Genomic DNA, 21,078 nt, shown 5'->3' on the forward strand with positions numbered 1-21,078 from the left:
TTCGACCTTGTGGGTTAGGGCGCGGGAAAACGCGGAAGGTTCGATACGGTTCCGACGGAAGAAATGTTTCCGGTTTGTACCCGGTTTTATGCCCTCGCCCCTTCCTTTTTCTCTGGACTCTCTCCATATTCCCCGCATGGCCAAATCTCCAAAAAAACCCTCCGATACCTCTCGTTCCGATGGCTTCGCGGAAATGCCGCAGGCACCGTTCGAAGGCGCGCCGCTTTCCGGCAGCGTCTCCGATTGGGTGAAACAGCTTGAAGCGGAAGCCGAAGCATCCTCCGTCGAGACACAGCGCGAAATCGCCTCGAAAGCCGGCAAACACCGCAAGAAGATCGAGATCGAAGCCCGCAAGCAGGCCATCGATGAGGCCGCGAAAACCAAGGGCGGAGCTGTTAGCGTCAACAAGAAGGCAACTGTCTCCAAGACCGCCCGCGGCGTCTCTATCGGCGCTTCCAGCGACCCGAAGACCCGCGCCGCCGCCGGCCTTAATCCCGTGGCAGGCATGGACGTGAGCCTGGAAGATGCTGGCAGTCTCGCCACCGGTTCAGTAACGGCTACGGTCGATGCGCTGGCGAAGCTTATTGAAAGCGGCAATCCTCTGTTCAAGGACGGCAAGCTCTGGACGCCGCACCGTCCCGCGCGCCCGGAGAAATCCGAAGGTGGCATTTCGATCCGAATGGCATCGGACTATCAGCCCGCAGGTGACCAGCCTACGGCTATCGCCGATCTCGTCGAGGGTATCAATTCCAACGAACGTTCGCAGGTACTGCTGGGCGTCACCGGCTCCGGCAAGACCTTCACCATGGCGAAGGTTATCGAGGCCACCCAACGTCCAGCCGTAATCCTGGCGCCCAACAAGACGCTCGCCGCGCAGCTTTATTCGGAATTCAAGAATTTCTTTCCCGATAACGCCGTCGAATATTTCGTGTCCTATTACGACTACTACCAGCCTGAGGCCTATGTGCCGCGCTCGGATACCTTCATCGAAAAAGAATCCTCGATCAACGAACAGATCGATCGTATGCGCCACTCCGCCACCCGCTCGCTGCTTGAGCGGGACGATTGCATCATCGTCGCCTCGGTTTCCTGCATCTATGGTATCGGCTCGGTCGAAACCTACACCGCCATGACATTCCAGATGGCAGTTGGCGACAGGCTGGATCAGCGTCAGTTGCTGGCCGACCTCGTCGCCCAACAATACAAGCGCCGCGACATGGATTTCCAGCGCGGCTCTTTCCGCGTGCGCGGCGATACCATCGAAATTTTCCCCGCCCACTTGGAAGATGCCGCATGGCGCATCTCCATGTTCGGTGATGAGATCGACAGCATTACAGAATTCGATCCGCTGACAGGCCAGAAGACCGGCGATCTGCAATCGGTCAAGATTTATGCCAATTCGCACTATGTTACGCCGCGCCCGACGCTGAATGGCGCCATCAAGTCCATCAAGCAAGAGCTGAAGGGCCGCCTCGCGGAATTGGAGAAAGCGGGTCGTTTGCTGGAAGCTCAGCGGCTGGAGCAGAGAACGCGCTACGATATCGAAATGCTCGAGGCCACCGGCTCCTGCGCAGGCATCGAAAACTATTCGCGTTATCTCACCGGGCGCAGTCCGGGCGAGCCGCCGCCGACGCTGTTCGAATATATTCCCGATAACGCTCTGCTCTTCATCGATGAGAGCCACGTTTCTGTCAGCCAGATCGGCGGCATGTATCGCGGTGACTTCCGGCGTAAGGCGACGCTTGCCGAATACGGCTTCCGCCTGCCGTCCTGCATGGACAACCGCCCTTTGCGTTTCGAGGAATGGGACGCGATGCGCCCATTGACAGTTGCCGTGTCGGCCACGCCGGGCAATTGGGAAATGGAACAGGCCGGCGGCGTCTTCGCCGAGCAGGTCATCCGCCCCACAGGCCTTATCGACCCGCCTGTCGAAGTTCGCTCTGCACGCAGTCAGGTGGATGACGTGCTGGGCGAAATCCGCGAAACCGCTGCCAAGGGTTATCGCACCCTCTGCACCGTACTGACCAAGCGCATGGCCGAAGACCTGACCGAATATCTGCACGAGCAAGGCGTTCGCGTCCGCTACATGCACTCGGATATCGACACGCTGGAACGCATCGAAATCATCCGCGACCTACGCCTCGGCGCTTTCGACGTGCTGGTAGGTATCAACCTGCTGCGCGAAGGTCTAGACATCCCCGAATGCGGCTTCGTCGCCATTCTGGATGCGGACAAGGAAGGCTTCTTGCGCTCCGAAACCTCGCTCATCCAGACCATCGGCCGTGCCGCGCGTAACGTCGACGGCAAGGTCATCCTCTATGCGGATAACATTACCGGCTCCATGAAGCGGGCGATGGAAGAAACCAGCCGCCGCCGCGAAAAGCAGATGGCCTACAATGCCGAGCATGGCATTACGCCGGAATCGGTGAAGGCGAAAATTTCCGATATTCTTGATTCGGTTTACGAACGCGATCACGTAAGAGCCGATATTTCCGGCGCTTCGGGCAAGGGCTTCGCCGATGGCGGCCATCTTGTCGGCAACAATTTGCAGGCCCACCTCAACGCACTGGAAAAATCCATGCGCGATGCAGCAGCTGACCTCGACTTCGAAAAAGCCGCCCGCCTGCGCGACGAAATCAAACGCCTCAAGGCGGCCGAGCTCGCTACCATGGACGATCCAATTGCCAAGGATGAGGCCAGGGCTCTTGAAGGTGACACTAAAAGCAAAAAAACGGGTGGAACTGCGCCTTCCAAATCCCTCTTCGCGAAACCGGATCTGGACAGCATGGGCCCGGGCACGGACACGGCGAAACCACTCTTCCGCAGAAACACCCTGGATGAAATGACGGTTGGCCGCACGGAGAAACCCGTACGTGGCAACGTGCCTGAAAAACCCACGACCGAACCGGACAAGCGATTCTCTCCTTTGTTGGAGGGTCAGCCAGAACGGGCAACCGGTGACAAAGACGACCCTCGTCCAATCGTGCGCGGAAAGGTTGGCGCGGGCTCCTATGAGGACCCGGTGGACCAAAAGCGAAAGGGCCGGACCAAAGGCAAGACCGGGAGACCAGGGCGATAGGCATTGATTCGGAGCCAAAGAGGGATCGCCCTGCCTTTCCTGACGACTGGACTGTCGAACATGCTGTCGAGATTGCAGACACTCCAGCTGGCACGGTCTATGAACTGACGCTTCGCGATGGCTCACTGGCCATTGCCAAACATCTGAAGCGGAAGGTCCTGGAGGACAGCCAGCGCGGTGCGGACTTCCTGAAATGGCGAAGCGGCATTGGCTGTGTGCGCCTGCTTGACCGAACTCATGATCTTCTGCTGATGGAGCACGCGGGTCGCGAAACCCTGCGTGACCTGCTACTGCGTGAAGGTGATGAAGCAGCCACCAGAATCGCCATTGAGGTGCTTCTCAATTATCATCAGTCCTCGGATCTGCCACCGCCGCAAAGCCTGCTGACCCTGCCACGCTACTTCGAGAGCCTGTTCAGAAAGGCTCAGCAGGATCGAAACCAGGGTGCCGTCAGCATCTATACCGAGGCTGCAGCAACCGCTGAACACCTGATTGCCAACCAGCGTAACTTTCGTCCCCTGCATGGCGATCTTCACCACGAAAACATCATGAATAGCCATCGTGGCTGGACTATTATCGATCCCGCAGGCCTGATTGGTGACGCAGCTCTCGACGTCGCCAACATGTTCTCCAATCCGCTGGATCGCTTCGATCTGACGCATAACGAAGAGCGCATTGCTTCAATGGCGTCATTATTCGCCGAAGCGCTGAAACGTGATGAACGCACCCTCCTGCAATACGCGTTCGCCTATGGCTGCCTGTCGGCGGCGTGGCACGAAGAAGATAGCAACACACAGGATCGCGACGATGAGTTGACCGTGGCTCAGGCGATCAGAACCGTGCTGAGCCAGTTCTGATCAATCGCGCACATCCACACGGACTTCCGGAGGATACTCGCCGATAAAGCCGCGCCAGTGGGCAATGGCAAACCCCAGCACCAACAACGCCATACCCTGATGAAGCAGCGCGACGTGAATATGAACATGCGTCAACAGCGTTGTGATGCCGATAGCCGCCTGTATGCACACCAGCACCAATAGCAAGGCGGCGCGGCGCGCATGTGGAGAGTTTGGCAAGGCGCGGCCCATGCTGACCATATGCCACAGCGCTGCGGCAAAGAGAGTGTAGGCACCAAGGCGGTGAACGAACTGCACCGTCTTCGGGTTTTCAAACAGGTTGATCCACCAGGGCTGTTGCAGGAAAAGATCAGATGGAATGATTGCCCCATCCATCAGCGGCCAAGTATTATAAGAAAGCCCTGCATCGAGGCCCGCCACCAGCGCCCCGAGATAAATCTGGAAAAGACAGAGTAACGCCAGCAGTGCGGCAAAGCCCCTGCCCTCGCGCTCATTCGTGGCCTCAGGGGAGTGATAGGAAAGTCCACGCAATATCCACATGCACCCCGCAAAAATCAGGCAGGCAATCGTGAGATGCGTGGCAAGGCGGTACTGCGATACGTCCGTGCGATTGACGAGGCCGGAAGACACCATCCACCAGCCTATGAAGCCTTGGAATCCTCCAAGCGCCAATAGACCGAGGAGCGGCACGCGAAGGCGTTTTTCAATGCGGCCCGTAAACCAGAAGTAAGCCAGCGGCACCGCGAAAATGATGCCGATCGCACGCGCCAGAAGCCTGTGTGCCCATTCCCACCAAAAGATGGTTTTGAACTCCTCCAGCGACATGCCGCGATTGATTTCCTGATATTGTGGAATGCGCCTGTAGAGATCGAATTCCTCCTGCCACTCCTCGACAGAAAGAGGCGGGATCGCGCCGTGAATGGGCTTCCATTCCGTTATGGACAGTCCCGATTCCGTGAGCCGCGTCGCCCCGCCGACGAGTACGAGACAGAACAGCGTGAACAGCACAACGCGCAGCCAGATCCGCAACAGACGGCGATTGCTTTCCTGCCGTTGCAGCGCCGTTTCCACCTGTTTGTGAGCTGAACTATCTGTCGTCATCGCAAAATCGGAACGCATTCTTGACACTCCACAATTCCTCGGGATGGTTTGCAACAACAAGCCGTGCAAAACAAGTGGTCAGGCTTTGCGGCATCGAGTCGCGGTCCTATAAAATCTGCCAAGTGAAACGGATTGAAAGCGTATGATGCCTCCAAGACTGCGATCCTTTATCGGCACAATCCTTATCATCCTGCTGGTCATTTCCTACGCGGTATTGGCGACAGCCTTCGCTTCGGCCATGCTTGCTCAGTCACCTTGGTGGATACATCTGGGATATTTTGTATTGTCGGGCGTCTTATGGATCCTGCCAGCGATGCTGATCATAAAGTGGATGGCAGGTCCCAAGCCTGAAAAATAAAAGGCGGACCAAAGGCCCGCCCCGCTTTTCCTTCATGGACGACTTTATTACGGTTGCTCTCGCGTGCCGGGAGCAGCGTCACGCTGATCGTCGTCTTCCAGATCGGTGGCGACGATAAAGGCATCTTCGTGCTGACGTGCGGCCTGCTTTCTAGCGCGAAGGTTGATAAGCTCGTCCGGCTCGACTTCCTGCTGGTGCTGCTTCAGGTCGCCTTCGGTTTCAAAGCGTGCAACATCGTCGTCCTTGATGTCCAAATGAGTGTCTGTGTCCTTGGTCATAGTTTTCTCCCTTGTGAGAAGAGACAACGATCCATCGGCACCCATGTTCCGTCAGAGTGATAGGATATGGACAGGAACAAAACTATTCTGCCGTTTGTTTCTCATGAACCAAAAAGGGAGAAGCACCATGCAGAGTGATCGCGAATCAGAAATTCGGAAAAAAGCTTACGAAAAATGGGAAAACGAAGGACGGCGTGATGGCGATCACGATCGTCACTGGAGCGAGGCGGAGCGGGAATTTGGCGCAGCCGACAACTCACAACTACCTGATACCGATCAGCACGCCGCAGCTCAAACCTCCCCTGCGGTCGCTTCGCTGAACAAGGAACAGTCGAAAGACAAAATCTCCGCCGAGGACGAACTGGAAGAAGGTCTCGAGGACACGTTCCCTGCCAGCGATCCTGTATCCGCAACGTCGACTTCCGTACCGGGCCGGGCGGGAAAGCGTTGATATCTAATACTTTAGCCGTCGCGAAATGACCCAGATTACGAGCAGGCACAAAAAGGCGGTCGGCCAAAAGTCGGTCGCCTGATCCCAAGACCAGTTCCAGAAATAATATCCCTCGAGATGTGGCGGTAGCATTTTTACCGACACCTCATAGTCCCGCTTCTCGCGTCCGTGAAAATGTCCTGCAGCAAACGCAAAGCCCGCGATGGCGGACATATGCCAGTTCAAAAAAAGCCTGAAAATAACGGCAACAATCAGCGCCATCACAAGCGCTTCAAGCATGTGTCCGGCCCAATCCCAATTTGCCTGAATATAGTCGCAGTCGATCTGCATCGCATTCACCATGCCTGAGCAGATAACTATGGGCAATGATTGTCGTTAGAAAATTGGAGGGTGCGGTAGCCGATTTCTTTTTTAAAGAAGAAATGGCTCCCCGGGCCGGATTCGAACCGGCGACCTGTCGATTAACAGTCGAATGCTCTACCGCTGAGCTACCAGGGAACGTTGCGCCGTTTGTCGTGGCGTGAGCGGGGTAATAATGGTGCTTTTCCGATTTGCCAAGCGCTTTTTTCAAAAAAAATGCGCCTCTCTTGTTTTATCCCCTGAAGACCCCACGTTTCCGGGCATGTCGCCCCCAAAAAACTTCGCGACCATGTTTTATAAGGACCTTTTCCACATGCCCTTCGGTATGAACCACCAGACAGGACGCCTTCAACTCGGAAAATGGGAGGTTCCCATGCCACGTTCCCGTGTCGGGCGTATCGTGGTTGGCCTCGTGCTGGTGATTGGAGGATGCCTGGGTTTCCTACCCATATTGGGCTTCTGGATGGTCCCACTCGGGCTGCTGGTACTTTCGCAGGATTTAAGGTTCGTTCGCCGTAAACGTCGTCAACTCGCGATCTGGTGGGAATACAGGCGTCGCGCCAAAGCTGGTCGCGTCAAAAAGGATTGACGCAACCGGCTTTTAGTTTCCCTGATTATGGAGCAGTTGCAAGGGTACAGCAGAGTTTGCCGTGAGTGCTAAAAGCACGCCGTAGACTAAGCGCCACTGATGGAGTTGCTGAGGCCTTGCCCAGCCCAGAAAGCAGCGTATGCGAGCGCTGCAAAATAGACGACCGTCAAGAACAGGAACAGATACCCGCCGAGAACCGTAGCGCCGTCCCGCTGGATCATACCTGCGGAAAAAAGAAGTATGGCAACTCCTGGCAGCGTGTTGGAAAAGGGTATGAAACCAAGCGGGGCCATCAGCAACAAGCCTGCCGCCATGATTGCAATTCCGTTGATGCGGTTGACGACGGCGCCGCTGGTGAATGCAGGTAGACGCGGACGAATGAACTTGTCCAGCCTGGAAACAATATTCACACCCTTTTGCAGGGCTGGAACGAGACGCGCAGTCTCCATCTCCTTGTCGAGAATCCGCTGTGGAAGCCAAGGCAGACGATTGAGCGTTATTGCCAGACTGATCATGATGATCGCAGCGCCGAAGACCGTGCTGACACCGGGTATCGATACGGGGATCAAAAACGGCAGAGACGCGATTGCGCAGACAAGCAGAAGGCCCTGCTCTCCGATTGCCTCCATCAGTTCACGCAAGGTTATCGTACGTCCGCTTAGCCTGTCGATCAGCTTCTGAAGGACAGTGCTGAGATTTTCCGTCGTATCCGTGAAAGCGAAGTTTTGCGTCATGCCTCATTCCGAATGTCAGTTGACCTTCCGGAATTGATAACATTCATGCAATCCAGTGCCTACTATGAAAGACGACCCACGACGGGGCATCAACCTCTTCGCGAGGACTCGCATCCTCTGAGACCTCTCCGTTAGTGAGAAACCCATTTGCTGTATGCGCCAAGCGCAAGCACCAGCAACAGAACCGCAAGAATAAACGGATTTAGCGAAGTAAAGATGTTGACGTAGTTCATTACTGCCTCCTCTTCAGTATGTCCTCGCATTCAAATATTACTTCCAAAGCCGAAAAAATACAAGCATAAATAGAATTTCATTTGCGGCGCAACATAAATCGACTGAAAATGCGGTCAGTGTTCACGAAGATGATTTCCGCAACGCAACATTTGTTGATTTCCGCTGTCAAAATGTTGCATTGCATCACTCAATTGTGGTGTACGGCGACCGCCACCCGAACTCCAGTGCCTCCAGGCAGCTCGAGATCGGCCCACAAAGAACATGTAAACTGGAGCAACGAATGCTAAGAGGCCTCTACGTCTGGACCCTCAACTTGGCCGCCAGGAAGACTGCGGTTTGGTGGCTGGCCTTCGTTGCATTTCTTGAAAGCTCTATTTTTCTGGTTCCCGCCGACATTCTCTTCCTGCCGATGGTGATCGCACGGCCGAAGCGGGCGATGTTCTATGCCACGGTTGCAACGATTGCTTCCGTACTTGGCGGTATCGGCGGTTGGTATCTGGGCCATTATGCCTTCGATACTCTTGCGAGCCCGGTCCTCGAATTTTATGGAAAGCTGGATACGTTCGAGCACCTCAAGGCGTCGGTGGATTACGAGACCGTCGTTCTCCTCCTGATCACATCAGGTATCGCCCACCTCCCCCCAATCAAGGTGGTCACAATTCTCTCCGGCGCGGTGAACATCAACCTCGGCCTCTTCATCATATCTGCCGTCATCACGCGCGGGGCGCGCTTTTTCATCCTGGCGGGCCTGTTGCAGCGCTACGGCGAGAGCATCCGGCACTTCATCGAAAAACGCTTAGGCGTCATCACCACTGGCGCGGCAATCCTGCTCATTTCCGCCTATACGGCTTATGTCTTCATGCGGTGACACAAGCCGAAAGAGCTGAGGTTCGGTAACCGGCTTACGCCTTCCCGCTCTACCTGCAATCGTTCAGTTTCCTGTCAGCATCGCGCTTCATCTTCAGCGCAATGTTTTCATGGTGAAATGATGATGCGCAGATACGTGATCAGCTTGACGGCTTTGGTTCTTCTCCTCCCCCTTTTTTTCCTGGCATATCTAGGCCTTCTGCAAGTCTCAGGTAATTTCCACGAGGTTATCGCCGGGCAACTGTACCGATCCAACCAACCGAGCGAGGGTCAGCTGGCGGCCTATATTCAGCAAAACGGCATCAAGACGGTGATCAACCTTCGCGGGGAAAACGATCGCTCGCGTTGGTACAAGGATGAGGTCTCCACCACGGAGAGGTTTGGTATAACGCATATCGACTTCGGTATGTCCGCACGCCGTGAGCTTAATCTCCAGCGCGTTGCCCAACTCATCGACATCATGCGGAACGCGCCAAAGCCGATCCTCATCCACTGCAAATCGGGCTCGGATCGGACAGGGCTTGCTTCAGCGATATATGTGAACAGGGTGGCCGGTATGGATGAGGACACCGCTGAACGCCAGCTGTCCTTACGTTTCGGACACGTTGGGATACCCTACCTGTCCTCTGCCTATGCCATGGATCAAACTTGGGAGGAAATCGAGGCAGCTTCACGTACGGATGGAAACACCGTTCAACGGCAACAAGACGCCCAACCGTCACTGACACTTGCCAGCAACGATCTATGATCCGGATAGGCTACCATTGCTTGGATAAGAAATGAAATCGGGAGGTCCGCCTGCAGTCCCACCCAGCTCGGCGGACCTCAACCAAAGTACCCCTCCAGTCAGGGCATGTTCAGCTAAACACAGAGCAAACATTGTGGCAAGACAGTGGCGGAGGATTATGCGTCTTATTTTGCCACGTTGCGGCATAGACAATCAGCAAAATGCTTAAATATAAAGCAAATACAAAGACAAGTGGGATTACACTTTTTTGTCGTCTTAAACGGCGGTTATCGCCGGCTAGAGGCTGCGAACATATATCTTGAAAATCACGCCGCCCTCAGCGCCTATCACAACTGGCGAAGCGATACTCAAACACCAAGAACATCAGAAGAAGCGGGATCATGGCCAAGTGGGGGATGCCATGAAGTCTTTTAGAATGGTCGGAGCGGCGGGATTCGAACCCACGACCCCTTGACCCCCAGTCAAGTGCGCTACCGGGCTGCGCTACGCTCCGACACAAGACAGGCGTTTATATAGAAGGCTGTTTTGGCGCAAGAGGAAAAAGTCCGATGTGGAAAAAAAGAGCCCTTGTAGACGCACTGCGACCGCCACGAGGGGCATGAAGAAAGTTGGGCAGAGTAGTTTTCGAATTTCCAAGGAACATCTGCGTGGGGTTACGGGTTACCAGTTCGTATTCCGCTGCGGAGTTGACCGCGGCGTCAAGAGAATGGAGATCGATATGAACAGCATTATTTACATCGTCGGACTAATCGTCGTTGTTGGCGCGATCCTGTCCTTTGTGGGGCTGGCGTGAGGCTTCAGCCTCCGCCAACCACCTCCGCCGATCAGTTCTCCTGAACGGATACTCCATTCGGACCTATGTTCATCTCGATACCCTTCGGCTTGGTTTCCTCGTGCCAGACATAGGCTCCAAGCCCGATCACGGCGACGACGAGAGCGCCGATGATGAGATATAGATTGTTTGATCGCGTCATTTCAGTTTCCCCTGTGAGCAAAGTGCCCGCGCTTAACGCGCAACGATACGCACGGTTCCTCACAAATACTTTTTATTGGGGTATCTGGATATTTAATCAGTAGGCGTTATCGGTCTTCAGCAGCCGGATAGGCGTCAAGACAAGTATCTTCAAATCCAGAAACAAAGACCAGTTTTCGATATAGTATAGATCGAAGGCAGTTCTCTGCTTGATCTTGTCGCTATGGTCGATCTCTCCACGCCAGCCATTGATCTGGGCCCAGCCCGTTACACCAGGCTTAACCTTGTGACGAGCGAAATAATGCTCCACGACTTCGGTATATTTCAAATCGCCCGTTTGCGCATGCACGGCGTGGGGACGCGGCCCTACCAGAGACAGATCTCCCGCCAGAACGTTGAATAACTGTGGCAGCTCATCGATCGAGGTCTTGCGAATGAAGCGCCCGACGGGCGTCACACGCGGATCATTTTTCGTCACCGCTTTAACGGCACTCGGATCGCTAAGCTCCGTGTACATCGAGCGGAATTTCCAGACGTTGATGGTCTCATTATTAAAACCGTGACGTTTCTGCTTGAAAAGGACAGGCCCTCTCGACGTGGCTTTTACGGCCACTGCCGCCGCAAGCATGATAGGCCATAAGAGCACGAGACATACGACACTGAAGATAATGTCGAATACCCGCTTTGCCACAGCATCCCAGTCCCTCAGCGGTTTGTCCATGACATCGAGCATAGGGACGCTTCCGACATGGGAGTAGGAGCGCGGTCTGAAGCGAAGTTTGTTGGCATGCGCCGCGATACGGATATCTACAGGAAGCACCCACAACTGACGCAGCAGCTCGAGAATCCGGGCTTCTGCGCTGATGGGGAGCGAGATGATCAACATATCCAGCTTCGTCAGGCGGGCAAATTCTACCAGCTCGGCAAACGTGCCGAGCTTTGGGTATCCCGCAACCACATCCGGCGAGCGGGAACTCTTACGGTCATCAAAGATGCCGCAAATTCGGATATCGTTATCATGCTGCTCAAGCGATCGAATGAGGTCCTTGGCAGCCTGCCCGCCTCCTACGATAACGGCGCGGCGCTCCATTACGCCATTTCGCCCCCAGTGCCGAATGGCAAAACCGATGAGCGTTCTGTCAATGAGAAGAAATCCGGCACTCAGCGCATACCACGATATGAAGCCTTGCCAGGAAAATCCGTCATCGGGCACGAATGTCACCATCAGCAGAACGGTGGCGACGAAAGAAACCAGCAGCGAGCCCTGAATGCGACCCATCATCGCAAGCGGGCGGCGAAGCGACGGAAGCTGATAGGTGTCGCTCACCTGAAGCAACATGGCACAAAAGCCCGCACTCCAGATGCATAATGCTGCGATGGCGACGCGAGAGCTCAAACCATCCGGCAATTCGATGCCGTTGATAGCCACCGCGATGACAGTGAGAACGATGAATTCGAACAGACGAAGTTGCCCGATGACCAAATCTGGCGAATGGCTCGTGCCACGCAGTTGATTTGCGACCTGCTTAGCCAGCGGGTTCAGCTCAACTGGTGCTTTCGGCTGTGAGGGACCGCCCGCCTCGGCAGTTTCGGCCACTTGCCTGCGCAGTGAATCGAGGTTGAACCGTGTTTCGTCTTCCCCCCTGTCAGTCATTCTCTTCTTCCGCAGACCAAATTTCGGAAACTGTACAGGAGACATACTAAGAAACGCTTATGACTGGTGGAACACGCTCCTACCAGTAAATTAGAAATTTCTAATTATAAAGTTGGAATTGGCAGTGGTGACAAATTAGGGGGCGGGATACGCAATACCAGTTCACCCGCAACTGTGGATCGACACCCTGCGCCCGAAAGCACATGACGGCTCGATCTCTGAATTTTCTGGAGGTTATTCACTCACAATAAAGGGTTGCCCATAGTTTTAAATGTTTTCCAGCCCGCGCAGACCGGCGGAAACTCATTTAGAAAAACCGCTCACGAACATAAATGGTGTCCCCGGCCAAGACGGGAGCAGAAATGATAATGCGCCCTGTCGAAACGTTGGCGTTGAGTTTGCGTGTTATGTCCACATCCCGCTGGTTAGCGCGTGGCGTAAAGCCTCCCGCAATGGCAATGGCATTTTGAACAGTCATACCCGGAACGTAAGAATACTGCCCCGGCCGCCCGACCTCACCCATCACGAAAACGGGACGATAACGGTCGATTTCTATCGAGACGTCGGGGTTGCGAAGATAGCCTTGGCGGAGTTGCTGGGCGAGCGCAGCTTCCATCTGCTGGATCGTCTTGCCCCGTGCAGTGACCTGCCCCACGAGCGGAAAAGCGATGTATCCGGCCTGATCAACGGTATATGTATTGGTCAACCCGGCTTGATCGAACACGGTCACGCGCAACCGATCCCCGCTATCGAGCCGATAAGGCTGCAAAGCCGCCTCGTTGAAAGCTCTTGGTGCAGGTTGATATGCCGCACAGCCGCTGAGCGCCGCAGATGCAGCGATGGCCAATACCGATATCAGACGTGGAACAGCGAAAATCATTCGCAAAAGGGCTCCGCAACATTTCTCCCTGCACTTATCCGCCGACTATGGTTAATGTCCGGTAAACAAATGTACTTTAGAAACTTCTTTTATGTCGTACGCCATTTGCTGAAACGGTAGCACAGACGCTGATTTAACGGTTGCGTTACCGGGTGCCTCTATGATGCGGGAAAACATCGGAACGCGCGGTACTCGATGCCGTCACATTCGGGAAAAAGTTTGTTGAACGACGTGAAGCAACAGGAAAGATACCGGGAGGCCCAAGAGGGATTTCCTATTGATTATGTGGCTGAATTTCTGACCATGCGCGGCGCGAAGCCGGTTTCGGTCATCATGTCACCGACCGGAGATGATGGTTCGACCGCCACCGTAATGCTCGCGCGCGCCATGTCTGAATTGGGGCGGTCGGTGGTTTTGGTCGACATGAGCGCATCAGGCGCACCAACACGCCTGATGTCAGCAGATACGGGACTTGCAGGTATTCTGGATCTTCTGGTTGGAGATGCAGCTTTCGGCGAGACCATCCATCATGACAGGCTCTCCAATGCTCACATCGTTCCGCAAGGCATCGTAAGATCGTCACAGGCAAGCCGCATCCGCGAGCGGCTTACAATGGTTGTAGGTGCGCTGTCCGGCACCTATGATTCTGTGCTTCTGGAATTCGGTGCCGCGGAGGCGTCGGACCTCAACCACATCTTAAAACATATCGACGCAGAACTCGTGCTTTCTCTTCCGCAAGGCGACAAGCAAGTCCTTCGCGATGCCCTCACCGATTTGGAACGCGAGGGATATCGGCAGGTCATACCCATGGTGAACGCGCCAAGGAGAGCCAGCGGCGAAACTTAAGATGGCTTCCGAACGAAGGCTTGCCCTAGGTCTACCGCATGATCAGCGGGAGGCGTCGTAGATGAGACCCAATCCCGTTCAGCGTCGTACCGAAACAATCGACTTACGGCTGAAATTGGAGACCTGGACGCGGCCCGACTGATTGCCGCCAAGAATTTGCGCTGTCTTGCCGCTCAAGCTCTTCAGTATCCCGGCGTGATAACGTTTGCCGCTTCGCACCACCACAACGTCACCCGGTTTAGCACCAGTGACAGGAACTGCGTAACCGAAAGATGACCAGGACTTCGCAAAGCCCGAGGATTTGGGTGGAGTGCGGCCAGACTTTTCAGCGATAAAGCTCAAAAAATGCCCGCACCAAGGCGTCTTTCGCGGATTAACCCCCAACAACGCCTTGAGCGTCTTGTTGTTTTTGCCTTCGTGAAGCCCGCTATATTGCTGGGCTTGGGATAGCATGCCCGCAGATGCGGGAGCGGCGATAGTTACACACAAGGCCGCAGCCAGAAGAAACGCAGATACTCTCAAACTCTTGCCCTTTAAAGGCGTAGTACAGCTTCGCTCCGGCCCCACCGAAGTGACATACGCAAATTCAAAGAAAGCGGCCCTGCCCCGTCCATAAGGAGTGCAATTGCCTGCTGGAGAGGCGATCTAGGCCCGCAATTTAGCGAGAATTTGACGAGACATTGGCGAGAATTAGAACCGTTTGCTCAAAAAAGCAGCTTCTTCTTCTCAAAATAGCGAAGCTTGTGCGCTTTCTGCCGCGTTTTCGAAAATGCCTTCCAGCGCAAGCATCCGTTTCTTAACGGCCACACCGCCAGTCGCAGAGAAGCCGCCAAGCTTACCTCCAGCCGCAAGAACCCGGTGGCAGGGAACGAGCAGCGGAACAGGATTGGCTGCCATGGCACGCCCTACCTCACGTGCACCCTCCGGCCCCGCGCCAAGCTCCTTTGCAAGAGCCCCATAGGTCGTCGCATGCCCCCACGGTAGATTCCGGACAGCATTATAAACCGTTGTATGAAATGGATTTTTCCCTTCAATGCCGAGAACAGCATCAGCAAAATCGACTCTACTCCCCTCGAAGTAAGCCTTGGCCTTCTCCACGACGCCTTGAATCGCATGGGACGGCTCCGCACGTTGCGAAAATGCGGCGCGGGCAAGCAGCAGCCCTTCCGCCTCCGCAGATGTTGCGACCGGCAACTGGAAACGACATATCACGTCGCCTGACCAGGCAATCACGCAGTGACCGGCCGCCGTGTTAAATATTGAGTAATATTTTGGGCTACTCATGCTGTTTCGCCATATTTAACTAAAAATTTTCCAAATCTTTTCTGAGAAAATTTACGGAAGCAAACCGTTTTCTGACGCGCGTGCGCAACCAGACGCTTCGGCTCTCTGAAACTCCGCATGTGCTTTCAGGAGTCGCTTCAGAACCTCAGTATACGCATCGGCACAAAATAAAAGCCACCCGGCGGTTACGCGACGGGTGGCTGAAACTTTTCATCTGTCGTTGAGTGACAGGCGGCTCGTTTAGGAGGCCAGCTTTCGACCTTCCAGCAGGCAGTTCGCATCACGGCTTGCTTCGATGAATGCGGTACGCGCGATCTCACCGGAAACACTTCCCATAAGCGAGGCGCGGCAAAGCCGTGTTGCTTGCTCATAAGCCTTGCCGTGGCGGCTTGGCCATTCATGCTGCAGGAAATCAAAGGCCTCATAAACGCCGTTGAAGATTCGAGGAGCGCCATTCTCCAAGGATATTACTACTGGCGCATCCCACTTAACGTCATTCAGCATCATTGATTGGACTTCCATACTCAATTCACTCGCCCCAAACGTAGAGCCCGACATATGGTTCCGCTTCGGATGGATTAAAAACAATAAAATTCACCCTTTAAAAACCATAGGCATTTCAGAGCCGTAGTATACGCTCTGAACGGGTAATCACGTCATCAAAACTCATTCAAACCGAAGTGAAGCAGAGGGTCCATGTCCAAACAGGAAACGCCGATAATCGTCTGGTTTCGCAAGGACTTGCGTCTCTCCGACAACCGCGCGCTGGCAGCAGCCAAAGAGCATGGCGGCCCAATCATCCCGGTCTACATCAGGGAAGAGAGGCAGGGCTCGAACGGCCCGCTGGGCGGTGCGCAGGAGTGGTGGCTGCACCACTCACTGGCGGCGTTGTCGCAAGCATTGGAGAAGGCCGGAAGCCGCCTGATTTTGCTCGGCGGAGACGCCGAAAAAACCCTGAAATCACTTATTGCAGATACGGGCGCCACCGCCATTTTCTGGAACCGCCGATACGATCCCGATGGCATGGAAATCGACAGCGCGCTGAAACAGAAGTTTCGCGACGATGGGCTGGAAGTGGAAAGCTTTGCCGGGCATCTGCTGCATGAACCTTCCAAGGTCAAGACCAAGACCGGCGGCCCCTATCGCGTCTACACGCCGTTCTGGCGCGCAATCGAAGGCGGTGAGGAACCGCAGGAGCCGACCTCGGCCCCGCGCAAGCTACCTGCGCCTTCCAGCTGGCCGAAATCGGAAAAGCTCGATAGCTGGAAACTTCTGCCGACGAAGCCAAATTGGGCCAAGGACTTCTCCGAAATCTGGACTCCGGGCGAAGCTGGTGCTCATGAGAAGCTGGAGGACTTCATCGATTCCGCTTTAAAGGGTTATGAGAATGGCCGTGACTTTCCGGCCAAGCCCGCAACCTCCATGCTCTCCCCCCATCTCGCACAGGGCGAAATTACGCCTGCCCAGCTTTGGCACGCCACAAGGGGTCTCTCGAAGCACATCGCCTCCAACGATATCAGCCGCTTCCGCAAGGAAATCGTCTGGCGGGAGTTCTGCTACCATCTCCTCTTCCACTTCCCCAAGCTGGACGAGAAGAACTGGAACGACAGTTTCGACGCCTTCGAGTGGAAAAACGACGCGGCCAAATTCAATGCGTGGACCAAGGGCATGACGGGATATCCAATCGTGGACGCGGGAATGCGCCAACTCTGGAAGCACGGCGTTATGCACAACCGGGTGCGCATGATCACGGCCTCGTTCCTCATCAAGCATCTGCTGATCGACTGGCGAAAGGGCGAGAAGTGGTTTCGCGATACGCTGGTGGATGCGGACCCGGCATCCAATGCGGGCAACTGGCAGTGGGTCGCAGGGTCTGGTGCCGACGCCTCACCCTTCTTCCGCATTTTCAACCCCATCATTCAGGGAGAGAAGTTCGACGGCGATGGCGAGTATGTGAAAACCTTCGTACCCGAGTTGCAAAAGCTGGACCGCAAATTCATCCACAAGCCCTTCGATGCCCCAAAGGATGTGCTTGCGAAGGTCGGCATCGAACTCGGTAAGACGTACCCGAAGCCAATCGTCGATCATAACGAGGCACGCCAGAGGGCTCTCGCCGCCTATTCGGATATCAAGAAGAGTGAATAAACGGGGGCTGGGCAAGATTTTGCGTTGGAACCCTATTCACGGGAAGATAATTTCTTGTCACAACCGCGATGAATAATGACATAGGCATCATCGCTGATATCATAATCGCTGACTGGCAAGAAGGCCCGATCATGACCATTCATACCTCCGTGCTAACCGCAATCGGCAACACGCCGCTCATCCGTCTGAAGGCAGCATCTGAGGCTACGGGCTGCGAAATTCTCGGCAAGGCCGAATTTATGAATCCCGGCCAGTCGGTCAAGGATCGTGCAGCGCTCTATATCATCCGCGACGCGGAACGTCGTGGCCAGCTACGCCCCGGCGGCACCATTGTCGAAGGCACGGCGGGCAACACCGGCATCGGCCTTTCGCTGGTTGCCAATGCGCTGGGTTACAAGACAGTCATCGTCATTCCCGAAACCCAGAGCCAGGAAAAGAAGGATGCGCTAAAGCTTCTCGGCGCGCAGCTTGTCGAGGTTCCGGCGGCTCCCTATTCCAACCCGAACAACTATGTGAAGGTTTCCGGCAGGCTCGCAAAGCAACTGGCCGAGACGGACCCGAACGGCGCAGTCTGGGCAAACCAGTTCGATAATATCGCCAACCGTCAGGCGCATATCGAAACCACGGCACCGGAAATCTGGGACCAGACGGATGGCAAGGTGGATGGCTTCATCTGCGCGGTCGGCTCCGGTGGCACGCTGGCAGGCGTGGCGGATGGCCTGCGGGATTTCAACCCCGATATCAAGATCGGCATTGCAGATCCTGAAGGTGCAGCACTTTACGAGTTCTACAAGAACGGCGTGCTGAAATCCGAGGGCTCGTCCATCACCGAAGGCATCGGTCAGGGTCGCATCACCGCCAATCTTGAAGGTTTTACGCCGGATTTTGCCTATCGCATTTCGGACGCGGAAGCCCTGCCCATCCTTTATGATCTGGTGACAAAGGACGGTTTGTGCCTTGGCGGTTCGTCGGGCATTAACATTGCCGGTGCAATTCGGCTTGCCCGCGACCTCGGTCCGGGGCATACAATCGTCACCATACTTTGCGACTATGGTAACCGTTATCAGTCCAAGCTCTTCAACCCGGATTTCCTGCGGTCCAAGGGTCTTCCCCTTCCCACATGGTTGACGGAAAAGAGGGAGGTTTCGGTTCCGTACGAAACCGTCTGAGGTCAATACCCTATGCCCGTGAATGCCCTGTTTCGTGATGACTTTTATCTTTCAACTTGCGAAGCGGTGGTGACAGGGGTCCACGAAGACGGTGGCATAGAGCTGGATCGGACCTGTTTCTATGCCACATCCGGCGGCCAGCCGGGCGATACGGGCTTTCTTGAGCGCGCCGATGGCTCTAACATCGAGCTTGGCGTAACCAAGAATGGCGCAGATAAAAGCGTCATCATCCACGTTCCGCTGGAAGGCCAGCCTTCGCCGCAGGTCGGTGAAAAGCTGACGGCGCATATCGACTGGCCGCGCCGTCACAAGCTCATGCGCATGCACACGGCCTGCCACCTTCTTTCCGTTCTCTGCCCCTGGCCCGTCACTGGCGCTGCGGTGGGTGAAGAGGAATCGCGCATCGATTTCGACATGTCGGAAACCATCGACAAGGATGAAATCACCGCGAAGCTTGCCGAGCTCGTCGCGCAGAACCATCCGGTTTACGTGCAGTGGATTACCGACGAGGAACTGGCAGCCAATCCGGAGCTCGTCAAATCGAAGAATGTGCGCCCGCCTGTCGGCATGGGCCGCGTCAGCCTCGTCTGCATTGGCGAGAATTCTTCGGTTGACAGCCAGCCCTGCGGGGGCACTCATGTCTTGAAGACTGAGGAAATCGGCGAAATCCACATCGCCAAGATCGAAAAGAAGGGCAAGGAAAACCGCCGTTTCCGTATCCGCTTCGGCAAGCCCGCCGACGCTGCCTAATTAAGTCGTCCTATTTCTGGGAGAAACACCGTGAGCACCGATAAAAGCCGTTTCGTCGTCTCGGCGCATTGGGTCGAGCAGCAGCTTGGCACACCCCATTTCCGCGTTGTGGATGCCTCGTGGTATTTGCCCGCCCATAAGCGCGACGGAAAACAGGAATATGCCGAAGGTCACATTCCCGGCGCCGTCTTCTTCGATCAGGATGTGATTGCCGATCACGATACCGGTCTGCCTCATTCCCTGCCCTCGCCGGAATTCTTCGCCGAAGCGGTCGGGCAACTCGGTATCGAAGAGACCGATACGATCGTCGTTTATGACGGCCCCGGCTTCTTCTCCGCGCCGCGCGTCTGGTGGATGCTGCGCGTGATGGGGGCCGAGAAGGTTTATGTGCTGGATGGTGGCCTCGATGGCTGGAAGGCCGCTGGCAAGCCGCTCGAGACGGAAGCACCGAAGCCGGAACCCGCCACCTTCCACGCCGATTTTAACGCCCGCCGCGTCACATCTTTCTCCGATATGCGCACCGTGGTCGATGCCGGGCAGAAACAGATTGCCGATGCCCGCGGCGCCGGTCGCTTTACCGGGGACGAGGCCGAGCCGCGTGCCGGCATGCGCTCCGGCCACATGCCAGGTGCCCGCAGCCTGCCCGCGACAGCCTTTTCCGAAAACGGCCATTTCAAGGATCTTCCCACCATCCGCAAGATGATTGCCGAAGCGGGGATAGATCTCTCCAAGCCTGTCGTTACCAGCTGCGGCTCCGGCGTCACCGCCGCCGTCATCACGCTGGCGCTCGAGTCTCTCGGCCATTCGGACAATTCGCTGTATGACGGCTCATGGTCGGAATGGGGCTCCAAGCAGGATACACCCGTCGTCACCGGCCCGGCAGAGCCCCTGCCCGCCAACCCGCATGGCCCACTGAAAGCCCATGTCACGCAGCTGGAAATGACCTCGGCACCAAAGGTCAGCCTGCCCGTTCCGGTCAATATCCAGACCGCAATCATGCGCACCAACAATATCCCGCTGCATTTCTATCGCTACCTCTACTGGCGCGTCGGCAAACGCTGGCACTGGCAGAAGCGCATGCGCATGAGCGACGCCGAGCTTTCCGCCGTGCTGCATGATCCCAAGAACTGTGTCACCGTGCTCTACCTCAACGGCTCACCCGCAGGCTTCTTCGAATTCAACAAGGGCAGCGACGACGTTACCGAGCTTTCCTATTTCGGCCTGATGGAAGAGGCCATTGGCGCTGGCGTGGGCAAATGGTTCCTGCTGCAGGCGCTCTATTCGGTCTGGCAGGACAACCCCAAAAAAGTCACCGTCTCCACCAACACGCTGGACCACCCCCGCGCACTCCAGCTCTACCAAATGATGGGCTTCTCCCCCGTCAGCACCTATGAGGCATGGGTTGAGCCATTGACGGATAGCGAGTATCTGGAGATTTCGCGGCGGGGGTGAGGTGTGGCTGTCACGGAGAACGTGGCAAAACCCCTCACCAAGAAAACCTAGGACTTCGCTTTGCGAAGTCCTAGGTTTTCTATCCTCTCCCACAAGGGGACCGTTGCGTAACCACGTAGGCCACACAGCCACCTGACATACACACGCCTTTCCCCGCCGCCCTTTCTCTCGAGGGGCGGTTCTTGGTTCATGTCGGCTGGTTGATGGGTGATGTGGCTGACTGCGGACACAGTTCTCCCCTCGGCTCACGTGCTCAGCGTCACCCAGCG

Annotated in this window: 23 protein-coding genes and 2 tRNA genes; 13 read left to right on the forward strand and 12 right to left on the reverse strand. The window is 55.6% G+C overall.

All coding sequences use genetic code 11. From position 1 onward, the window contains the following. Positions 1 to 136: 136 nt before the first annotated feature. Both uvrB and G6L28_RS08745 read left to right on the forward strand, forming a co-directional pair. Complete coding sequence (uvrB, locus tag G6L28_RS08740; protein ID WP_174063380.1) at positions 137 to 3,079, forward strand: excinuclease ABC subunit UvrB; 2,943 nt, start codon at positions 137 to 139, stop codon at positions 3,077 to 3,079. A gap of 2 nt (positions 3,080 to 3,081) precedes the next feature. Further along, on the forward strand, positions 3,082 to 3,936 hold the full coding sequence (locus G6L28_RS08745) for an aminoglycoside phosphotransferase family protein (RefSeq protein WP_174063402.1): 855 nt from the start codon (positions 3,082 to 3,084) through the stop codon (positions 3,934 to 3,936). Here G6L28_RS08745 and G6L28_RS08750 read toward each other — a convergent pair whose 3' ends face one another. Next, a complete protein-coding gene (locus G6L28_RS08750; protein WP_174063403.1) occupies positions 3,937 to 5,037 on the reverse strand; it encodes a COX15/CtaA family protein in 1,101 nt (366 codons plus the stop codon). Positions 5,038 to 5,182: 145 nt separating this feature from the next. Between G6L28_RS08750 and G6L28_RS08755 the strand changes: the two genes are divergently transcribed. Continuing rightward, positions 5,183 to 5,395, forward strand: a complete 213-nt coding sequence (locus G6L28_RS08755; RefSeq protein ID WP_174063404.1) for a DUF2842 domain-containing protein — start codon at positions 5,183 to 5,185, stop codon at positions 5,393 to 5,395. Positions 5,396 to 5,442: 47 nt separating this feature from the next. On the opposite strand, the gene G6L28_RS08760 is transcribed toward G6L28_RS08755, so the two are convergent. Next, on the reverse strand, positions 5,443 to 5,673 hold the full coding sequence (locus tag G6L28_RS08760; protein ID WP_174063381.1) for a hypothetical protein: 231 nt from the start codon (positions 5,671 to 5,673) through the stop codon (positions 5,443 to 5,445). Positions 5,674 to 5,800: 127 nt separating this feature from the next. On the opposite strand from G6L28_RS08760, the gene G6L28_RS08765 reads away from it, so the two are divergent. Next, entirely contained in the window at positions 5,801 to 6,124 is a 324-nt protein-coding gene (locus G6L28_RS08765) for a DUF2934 domain-containing protein (protein ID WP_174063382.1), read from the forward strand. Positions 6,125 to 6,127: 3 nt separating this feature from the next. Here G6L28_RS08765 and G6L28_RS08770 read toward each other — a convergent pair whose 3' ends face one another. Both G6L28_RS08770 and G6L28_RS08775 read right to left on the reverse strand, forming a co-directional pair. Next, positions 6,128 to 6,454 (reverse strand): hypothetical protein, encoded by a 327-nt coding sequence (locus G6L28_RS08770; RefSeq protein WP_174063383.1) that lies wholly within the window; start codon positions 6,452 to 6,454, stop codon positions 6,128 to 6,130. A gap of 93 nt (positions 6,455 to 6,547) precedes the next feature. Continuing rightward, positions 6,548 to 6,622, reverse strand: a tRNA-Asn gene (locus G6L28_RS08775). 175 nt (positions 6,623 to 6,797) lie between these two features. Between G6L28_RS08775 and G6L28_RS08780 the strand changes: the two genes are divergently transcribed. Further along, on the forward strand, positions 6,798 to 7,073 hold the full coding sequence (locus tag G6L28_RS08780; RefSeq protein WP_174063384.1) for a hypothetical protein: 276 nt from the start codon (positions 6,798 to 6,800) through the stop codon (positions 7,071 to 7,073). 86 nt (positions 7,074 to 7,159) lie between these two features. Here G6L28_RS08780 and G6L28_RS08785 read toward each other — a convergent pair whose 3' ends face one another. Continuing rightward, positions 7,160 to 7,807, reverse strand: coding sequence for an exopolysaccharide biosynthesis protein (locus G6L28_RS08785; RefSeq protein WP_174063385.1), 648 nt, complete (start codon positions 7,805 to 7,807; stop codon positions 7,160 to 7,162). A 514-nt stretch (positions 7,808 to 8,321) separates the two neighbouring features. On the opposite strand from G6L28_RS08785, the gene G6L28_RS08790 reads away from it, so the two are divergent. Together G6L28_RS08790 and G6L28_RS08795 are read left to right on the forward strand one after the other, a co-directional pair. Then, positions 8,322 to 8,909, forward strand: a complete 588-nt coding sequence (locus tag G6L28_RS08790; protein WP_174063386.1) for a YqaA family protein — start codon at positions 8,322 to 8,324, stop codon at positions 8,907 to 8,909. Positions 8,910 to 9,032: 123 nt separating this feature from the next. Continuing rightward, positions 9,033 to 9,656 carry a dual specificity protein phosphatase family protein gene (locus G6L28_RS08795; protein WP_174063387.1) on the forward strand — a complete coding sequence of 208 codons (624 nt, stop codon included), beginning with the start codon at positions 9,033 to 9,035 and terminating at the stop codon, positions 9,654 to 9,656. 416 nt (positions 9,657 to 10,072) lie between these two features. Here the strand turns inward: G6L28_RS08795 and G6L28_RS08800 are convergent. Next, positions 10,073 to 10,149 (reverse strand) — tRNA-Pro (locus G6L28_RS08800). A gap of 105 nt (positions 10,150 to 10,254) precedes the next feature. Between G6L28_RS08800 and G6L28_RS08805 the strand changes: the two genes are divergently transcribed. Next, positions 10,255 to 10,449, forward strand: a complete 195-nt coding sequence (locus tag G6L28_RS08805; protein ID WP_174063306.1) for a hypothetical protein — start codon at positions 10,255 to 10,257, stop codon at positions 10,447 to 10,449. Between the two features lie 31 nt (positions 10,450 to 10,480). Here G6L28_RS08805 and G6L28_RS08810 read toward each other — a convergent pair whose 3' ends face one another. From G6L28_RS08810 to G6L28_RS08820, 3 genes are all read right to left on the reverse strand, one after another. Next, positions 10,481 to 10,630, reverse strand: a complete 150-nt coding sequence (locus G6L28_RS08810; protein ID WP_174063388.1) for a hypothetical protein — start codon at positions 10,628 to 10,630, stop codon at positions 10,481 to 10,483. Between the two features lie 96 nt (positions 10,631 to 10,726). After that, positions 10,727 to 12,283: an undecaprenyl-phosphate glucose phosphotransferase gene (locus G6L28_RS08815; RefSeq protein ID WP_174063389.1), complete on the reverse strand. Its 1,557-nt coding sequence runs from the start codon at positions 12,281 to 12,283 to the stop codon at positions 10,727 to 10,729. A gap of 307 nt (positions 12,284 to 12,590) precedes the next feature. Further along, positions 12,591 to 13,163: a polysaccharide biosynthesis/export family protein gene (locus tag G6L28_RS08820; RefSeq protein WP_174063390.1), complete on the reverse strand. Its 573-nt coding sequence runs from the start codon at positions 13,161 to 13,163 to the stop codon at positions 12,591 to 12,593. 222 nt (positions 13,164 to 13,385) lie between these two features. Here G6L28_RS08820 and G6L28_RS08825 point away from each other — a divergent pair, with 222 nt between their 5' ends. After that, a complete protein-coding gene (locus tag G6L28_RS08825; protein WP_174063391.1) occupies positions 13,386 to 14,009 on the forward strand; it encodes a tyrosine-protein kinase family protein in 624 nt (207 codons plus the stop codon). A gap of 78 nt (positions 14,010 to 14,087) precedes the next feature. On the opposite strand, the gene G6L28_RS08830 is transcribed toward G6L28_RS08825, so the two are convergent. The 3 genes from G6L28_RS08830 to G6L28_RS08840 all read right to left on the reverse strand — a co-directional run bounded on the left by G6L28_RS08830 (position 14,088) and on the right by G6L28_RS08840 (position 15,800). Continuing rightward, entirely contained in the window at positions 14,088 to 14,531 is a 444-nt protein-coding gene (locus G6L28_RS08830; protein ID WP_234902510.1) for a TIGR02594 family protein, read from the reverse strand. A 204-nt stretch (positions 14,532 to 14,735) separates the two neighbouring features. Further along, complete coding sequence (locus tag G6L28_RS08835; protein ID WP_174063392.1) at positions 14,736 to 15,293, reverse strand: methylated-DNA--[protein]-cysteine S-methyltransferase; 558 nt, start codon at positions 15,291 to 15,293, stop codon at positions 14,736 to 14,738. Positions 15,294 to 15,533: 240 nt separating this feature from the next. Continuing rightward, positions 15,534 to 15,800 carry a DUF982 domain-containing protein gene (locus G6L28_RS08840; RefSeq protein WP_174063393.1) on the reverse strand — a complete coding sequence of 89 codons (267 nt, stop codon included), beginning with the start codon at positions 15,798 to 15,800 and terminating at the stop codon, positions 15,534 to 15,536. Between the two features lie 189 nt (positions 15,801 to 15,989). Here G6L28_RS08840 and G6L28_RS08845 point away from each other — a divergent pair, with 189 nt between their 5' ends. From G6L28_RS08845 to sseA, 4 genes are all read left to right on the forward strand, one after another. Further along, positions 15,990 to 17,438: a cryptochrome/photolyase family protein gene (locus tag G6L28_RS08845; RefSeq protein ID WP_174063394.1), complete on the forward strand. Its 1,449-nt coding sequence runs from the start codon at positions 15,990 to 15,992 to the stop codon at positions 17,436 to 17,438. A 131-nt stretch (positions 17,439 to 17,569) separates the two neighbouring features. Next, on the forward strand, positions 17,570 to 18,607 hold the full coding sequence (locus tag G6L28_RS08850) for a cysteine synthase A (RefSeq protein WP_174063395.1): 1,038 nt from the start codon (positions 17,570 to 17,572) through the stop codon (positions 18,605 to 18,607). Positions 18,608 to 18,619: 12 nt separating this feature from the next. Then, on the forward strand, positions 18,620 to 19,357 hold the full coding sequence (locus tag G6L28_RS08855; protein ID WP_174063396.1) for an alanyl-tRNA editing protein: 738 nt from the start codon (positions 18,620 to 18,622) through the stop codon (positions 19,355 to 19,357). 30 nt (positions 19,358 to 19,387) lie between these two features. Then, positions 19,388 to 20,809 carry a 3-mercaptopyruvate sulfurtransferase gene (sseA, locus tag G6L28_RS23125; RefSeq protein WP_174063397.1) on the forward strand — a complete coding sequence of 474 codons (1,422 nt, stop codon included), beginning with the start codon at positions 19,388 to 19,390 and terminating at the stop codon, positions 20,807 to 20,809. Positions 20,810 to 21,078: the final 269 nt, after the last annotated feature.

It is taken from the genome of Agrobacterium larrymoorei (assembly GCF_013322225.1).
Taxonomy (GTDB): Bacteria; Pseudomonadota; Alphaproteobacteria; order Rhizobiales; family Rhizobiaceae; genus Agrobacterium; species Agrobacterium larrymoorei_A.

Bases quoted from the DNA above. Each gene is read 5' to 3' on its own strand.
- uvrB (WP_174063380.1), top strand. From the start codon at position 137: ATGGCCAAATCTCCAAAAAAACCCTCCGATACCTCTCGTTCCGATGGC.
- G6L28_RS08750 (WP_174063403.1), bottom strand. From the start codon at position 5,037: ATGACGACAGATAGTTCAGCTCACAAACAGGTGGAAACGGCGCTGCAA.
- G6L28_RS08755 (WP_174063404.1), top strand. From the start codon at position 5,183: ATGCCTCCAAGACTGCGATCCTTTATCGGCACAATCCTTATCATCCTG.
- G6L28_RS08760 (WP_174063381.1), bottom strand. From the start codon at position 5,673: ATGACCAAGGACACAGACACTCATTTGGACATCAAGGACGACGATGTT.
- G6L28_RS08765 (WP_174063382.1), top strand. From the start codon at position 5,801: ATGCAGAGTGATCGCGAATCAGAAATTCGGAAAAAAGCTTACGAAAAA.
- G6L28_RS08770 (WP_174063383.1), bottom strand. From the start codon at position 6,454: ATGCAGATCGACTGCGACTATATTCAGGCAAATTGGGATTGGGCCGGA.
- G6L28_RS08780 (WP_174063384.1), top strand. From the start codon at position 6,798: ATGCCCTTCGGTATGAACCACCAGACAGGACGCCTTCAACTCGGAAAA.
- G6L28_RS08785 (WP_174063385.1), bottom strand. From the start codon at position 7,807: ATGACGCAAAACTTCGCTTTCACGGATACGACGGAAAATCTCAGCACT.
- G6L28_RS08790 (WP_174063386.1), top strand. From the start codon at position 8,322: ATGCTAAGAGGCCTCTACGTCTGGACCCTCAACTTGGCCGCCAGGAAG.
- G6L28_RS08795 (WP_174063387.1), top strand. From the start codon at position 9,033: ATGCGCAGATACGTGATCAGCTTGACGGCTTTGGTTCTTCTCCTCCCC.
- G6L28_RS08805 (WP_174063306.1), top strand. From the start codon at position 10,255: ATGAAGAAAGTTGGGCAGAGTAGTTTTCGAATTTCCAAGGAACATCTG.
- G6L28_RS08810 (WP_174063388.1), bottom strand. From the start codon at position 10,630: ATGACGCGATCAAACAATCTATATCTCATCATCGGCGCTCTCGTCGTC.
- G6L28_RS08815 (WP_174063389.1), bottom strand. From the start codon at position 12,283: ATGACTGACAGGGGGGAAGACGAAACACGGTTCAACCTCGATTCACTG.
- G6L28_RS08820 (WP_174063390.1), bottom strand. From the start codon at position 13,163: ATGATTTTCGCTGTTCCACGTCTGATATCGGTATTGGCCATCGCTGCA.
- G6L28_RS08835 (WP_174063392.1), bottom strand. From the start codon at position 15,293: ATGAGTAGCCCAAAATATTACTCAATATTTAACACGGCGGCCGGTCAC.
- G6L28_RS08840 (WP_174063393.1), bottom strand. From the start codon at position 15,800: ATGATGCTGAATGACGTTAAGTGGGATGCGCCAGTAGTAATATCCTTG.
- G6L28_RS08845 (WP_174063394.1), top strand. From the start codon at position 15,990: ATGTCCAAACAGGAAACGCCGATAATCGTCTGGTTTCGCAAGGACTTG.
- G6L28_RS08850 (WP_174063395.1), top strand. From the start codon at position 17,570: ATGACCATTCATACCTCCGTGCTAACCGCAATCGGCAACACGCCGCTC.
- G6L28_RS08855 (WP_174063396.1), top strand. From the start codon at position 18,620: ATGCCCGTGAATGCCCTGTTTCGTGATGACTTTTATCTTTCAACTTGC.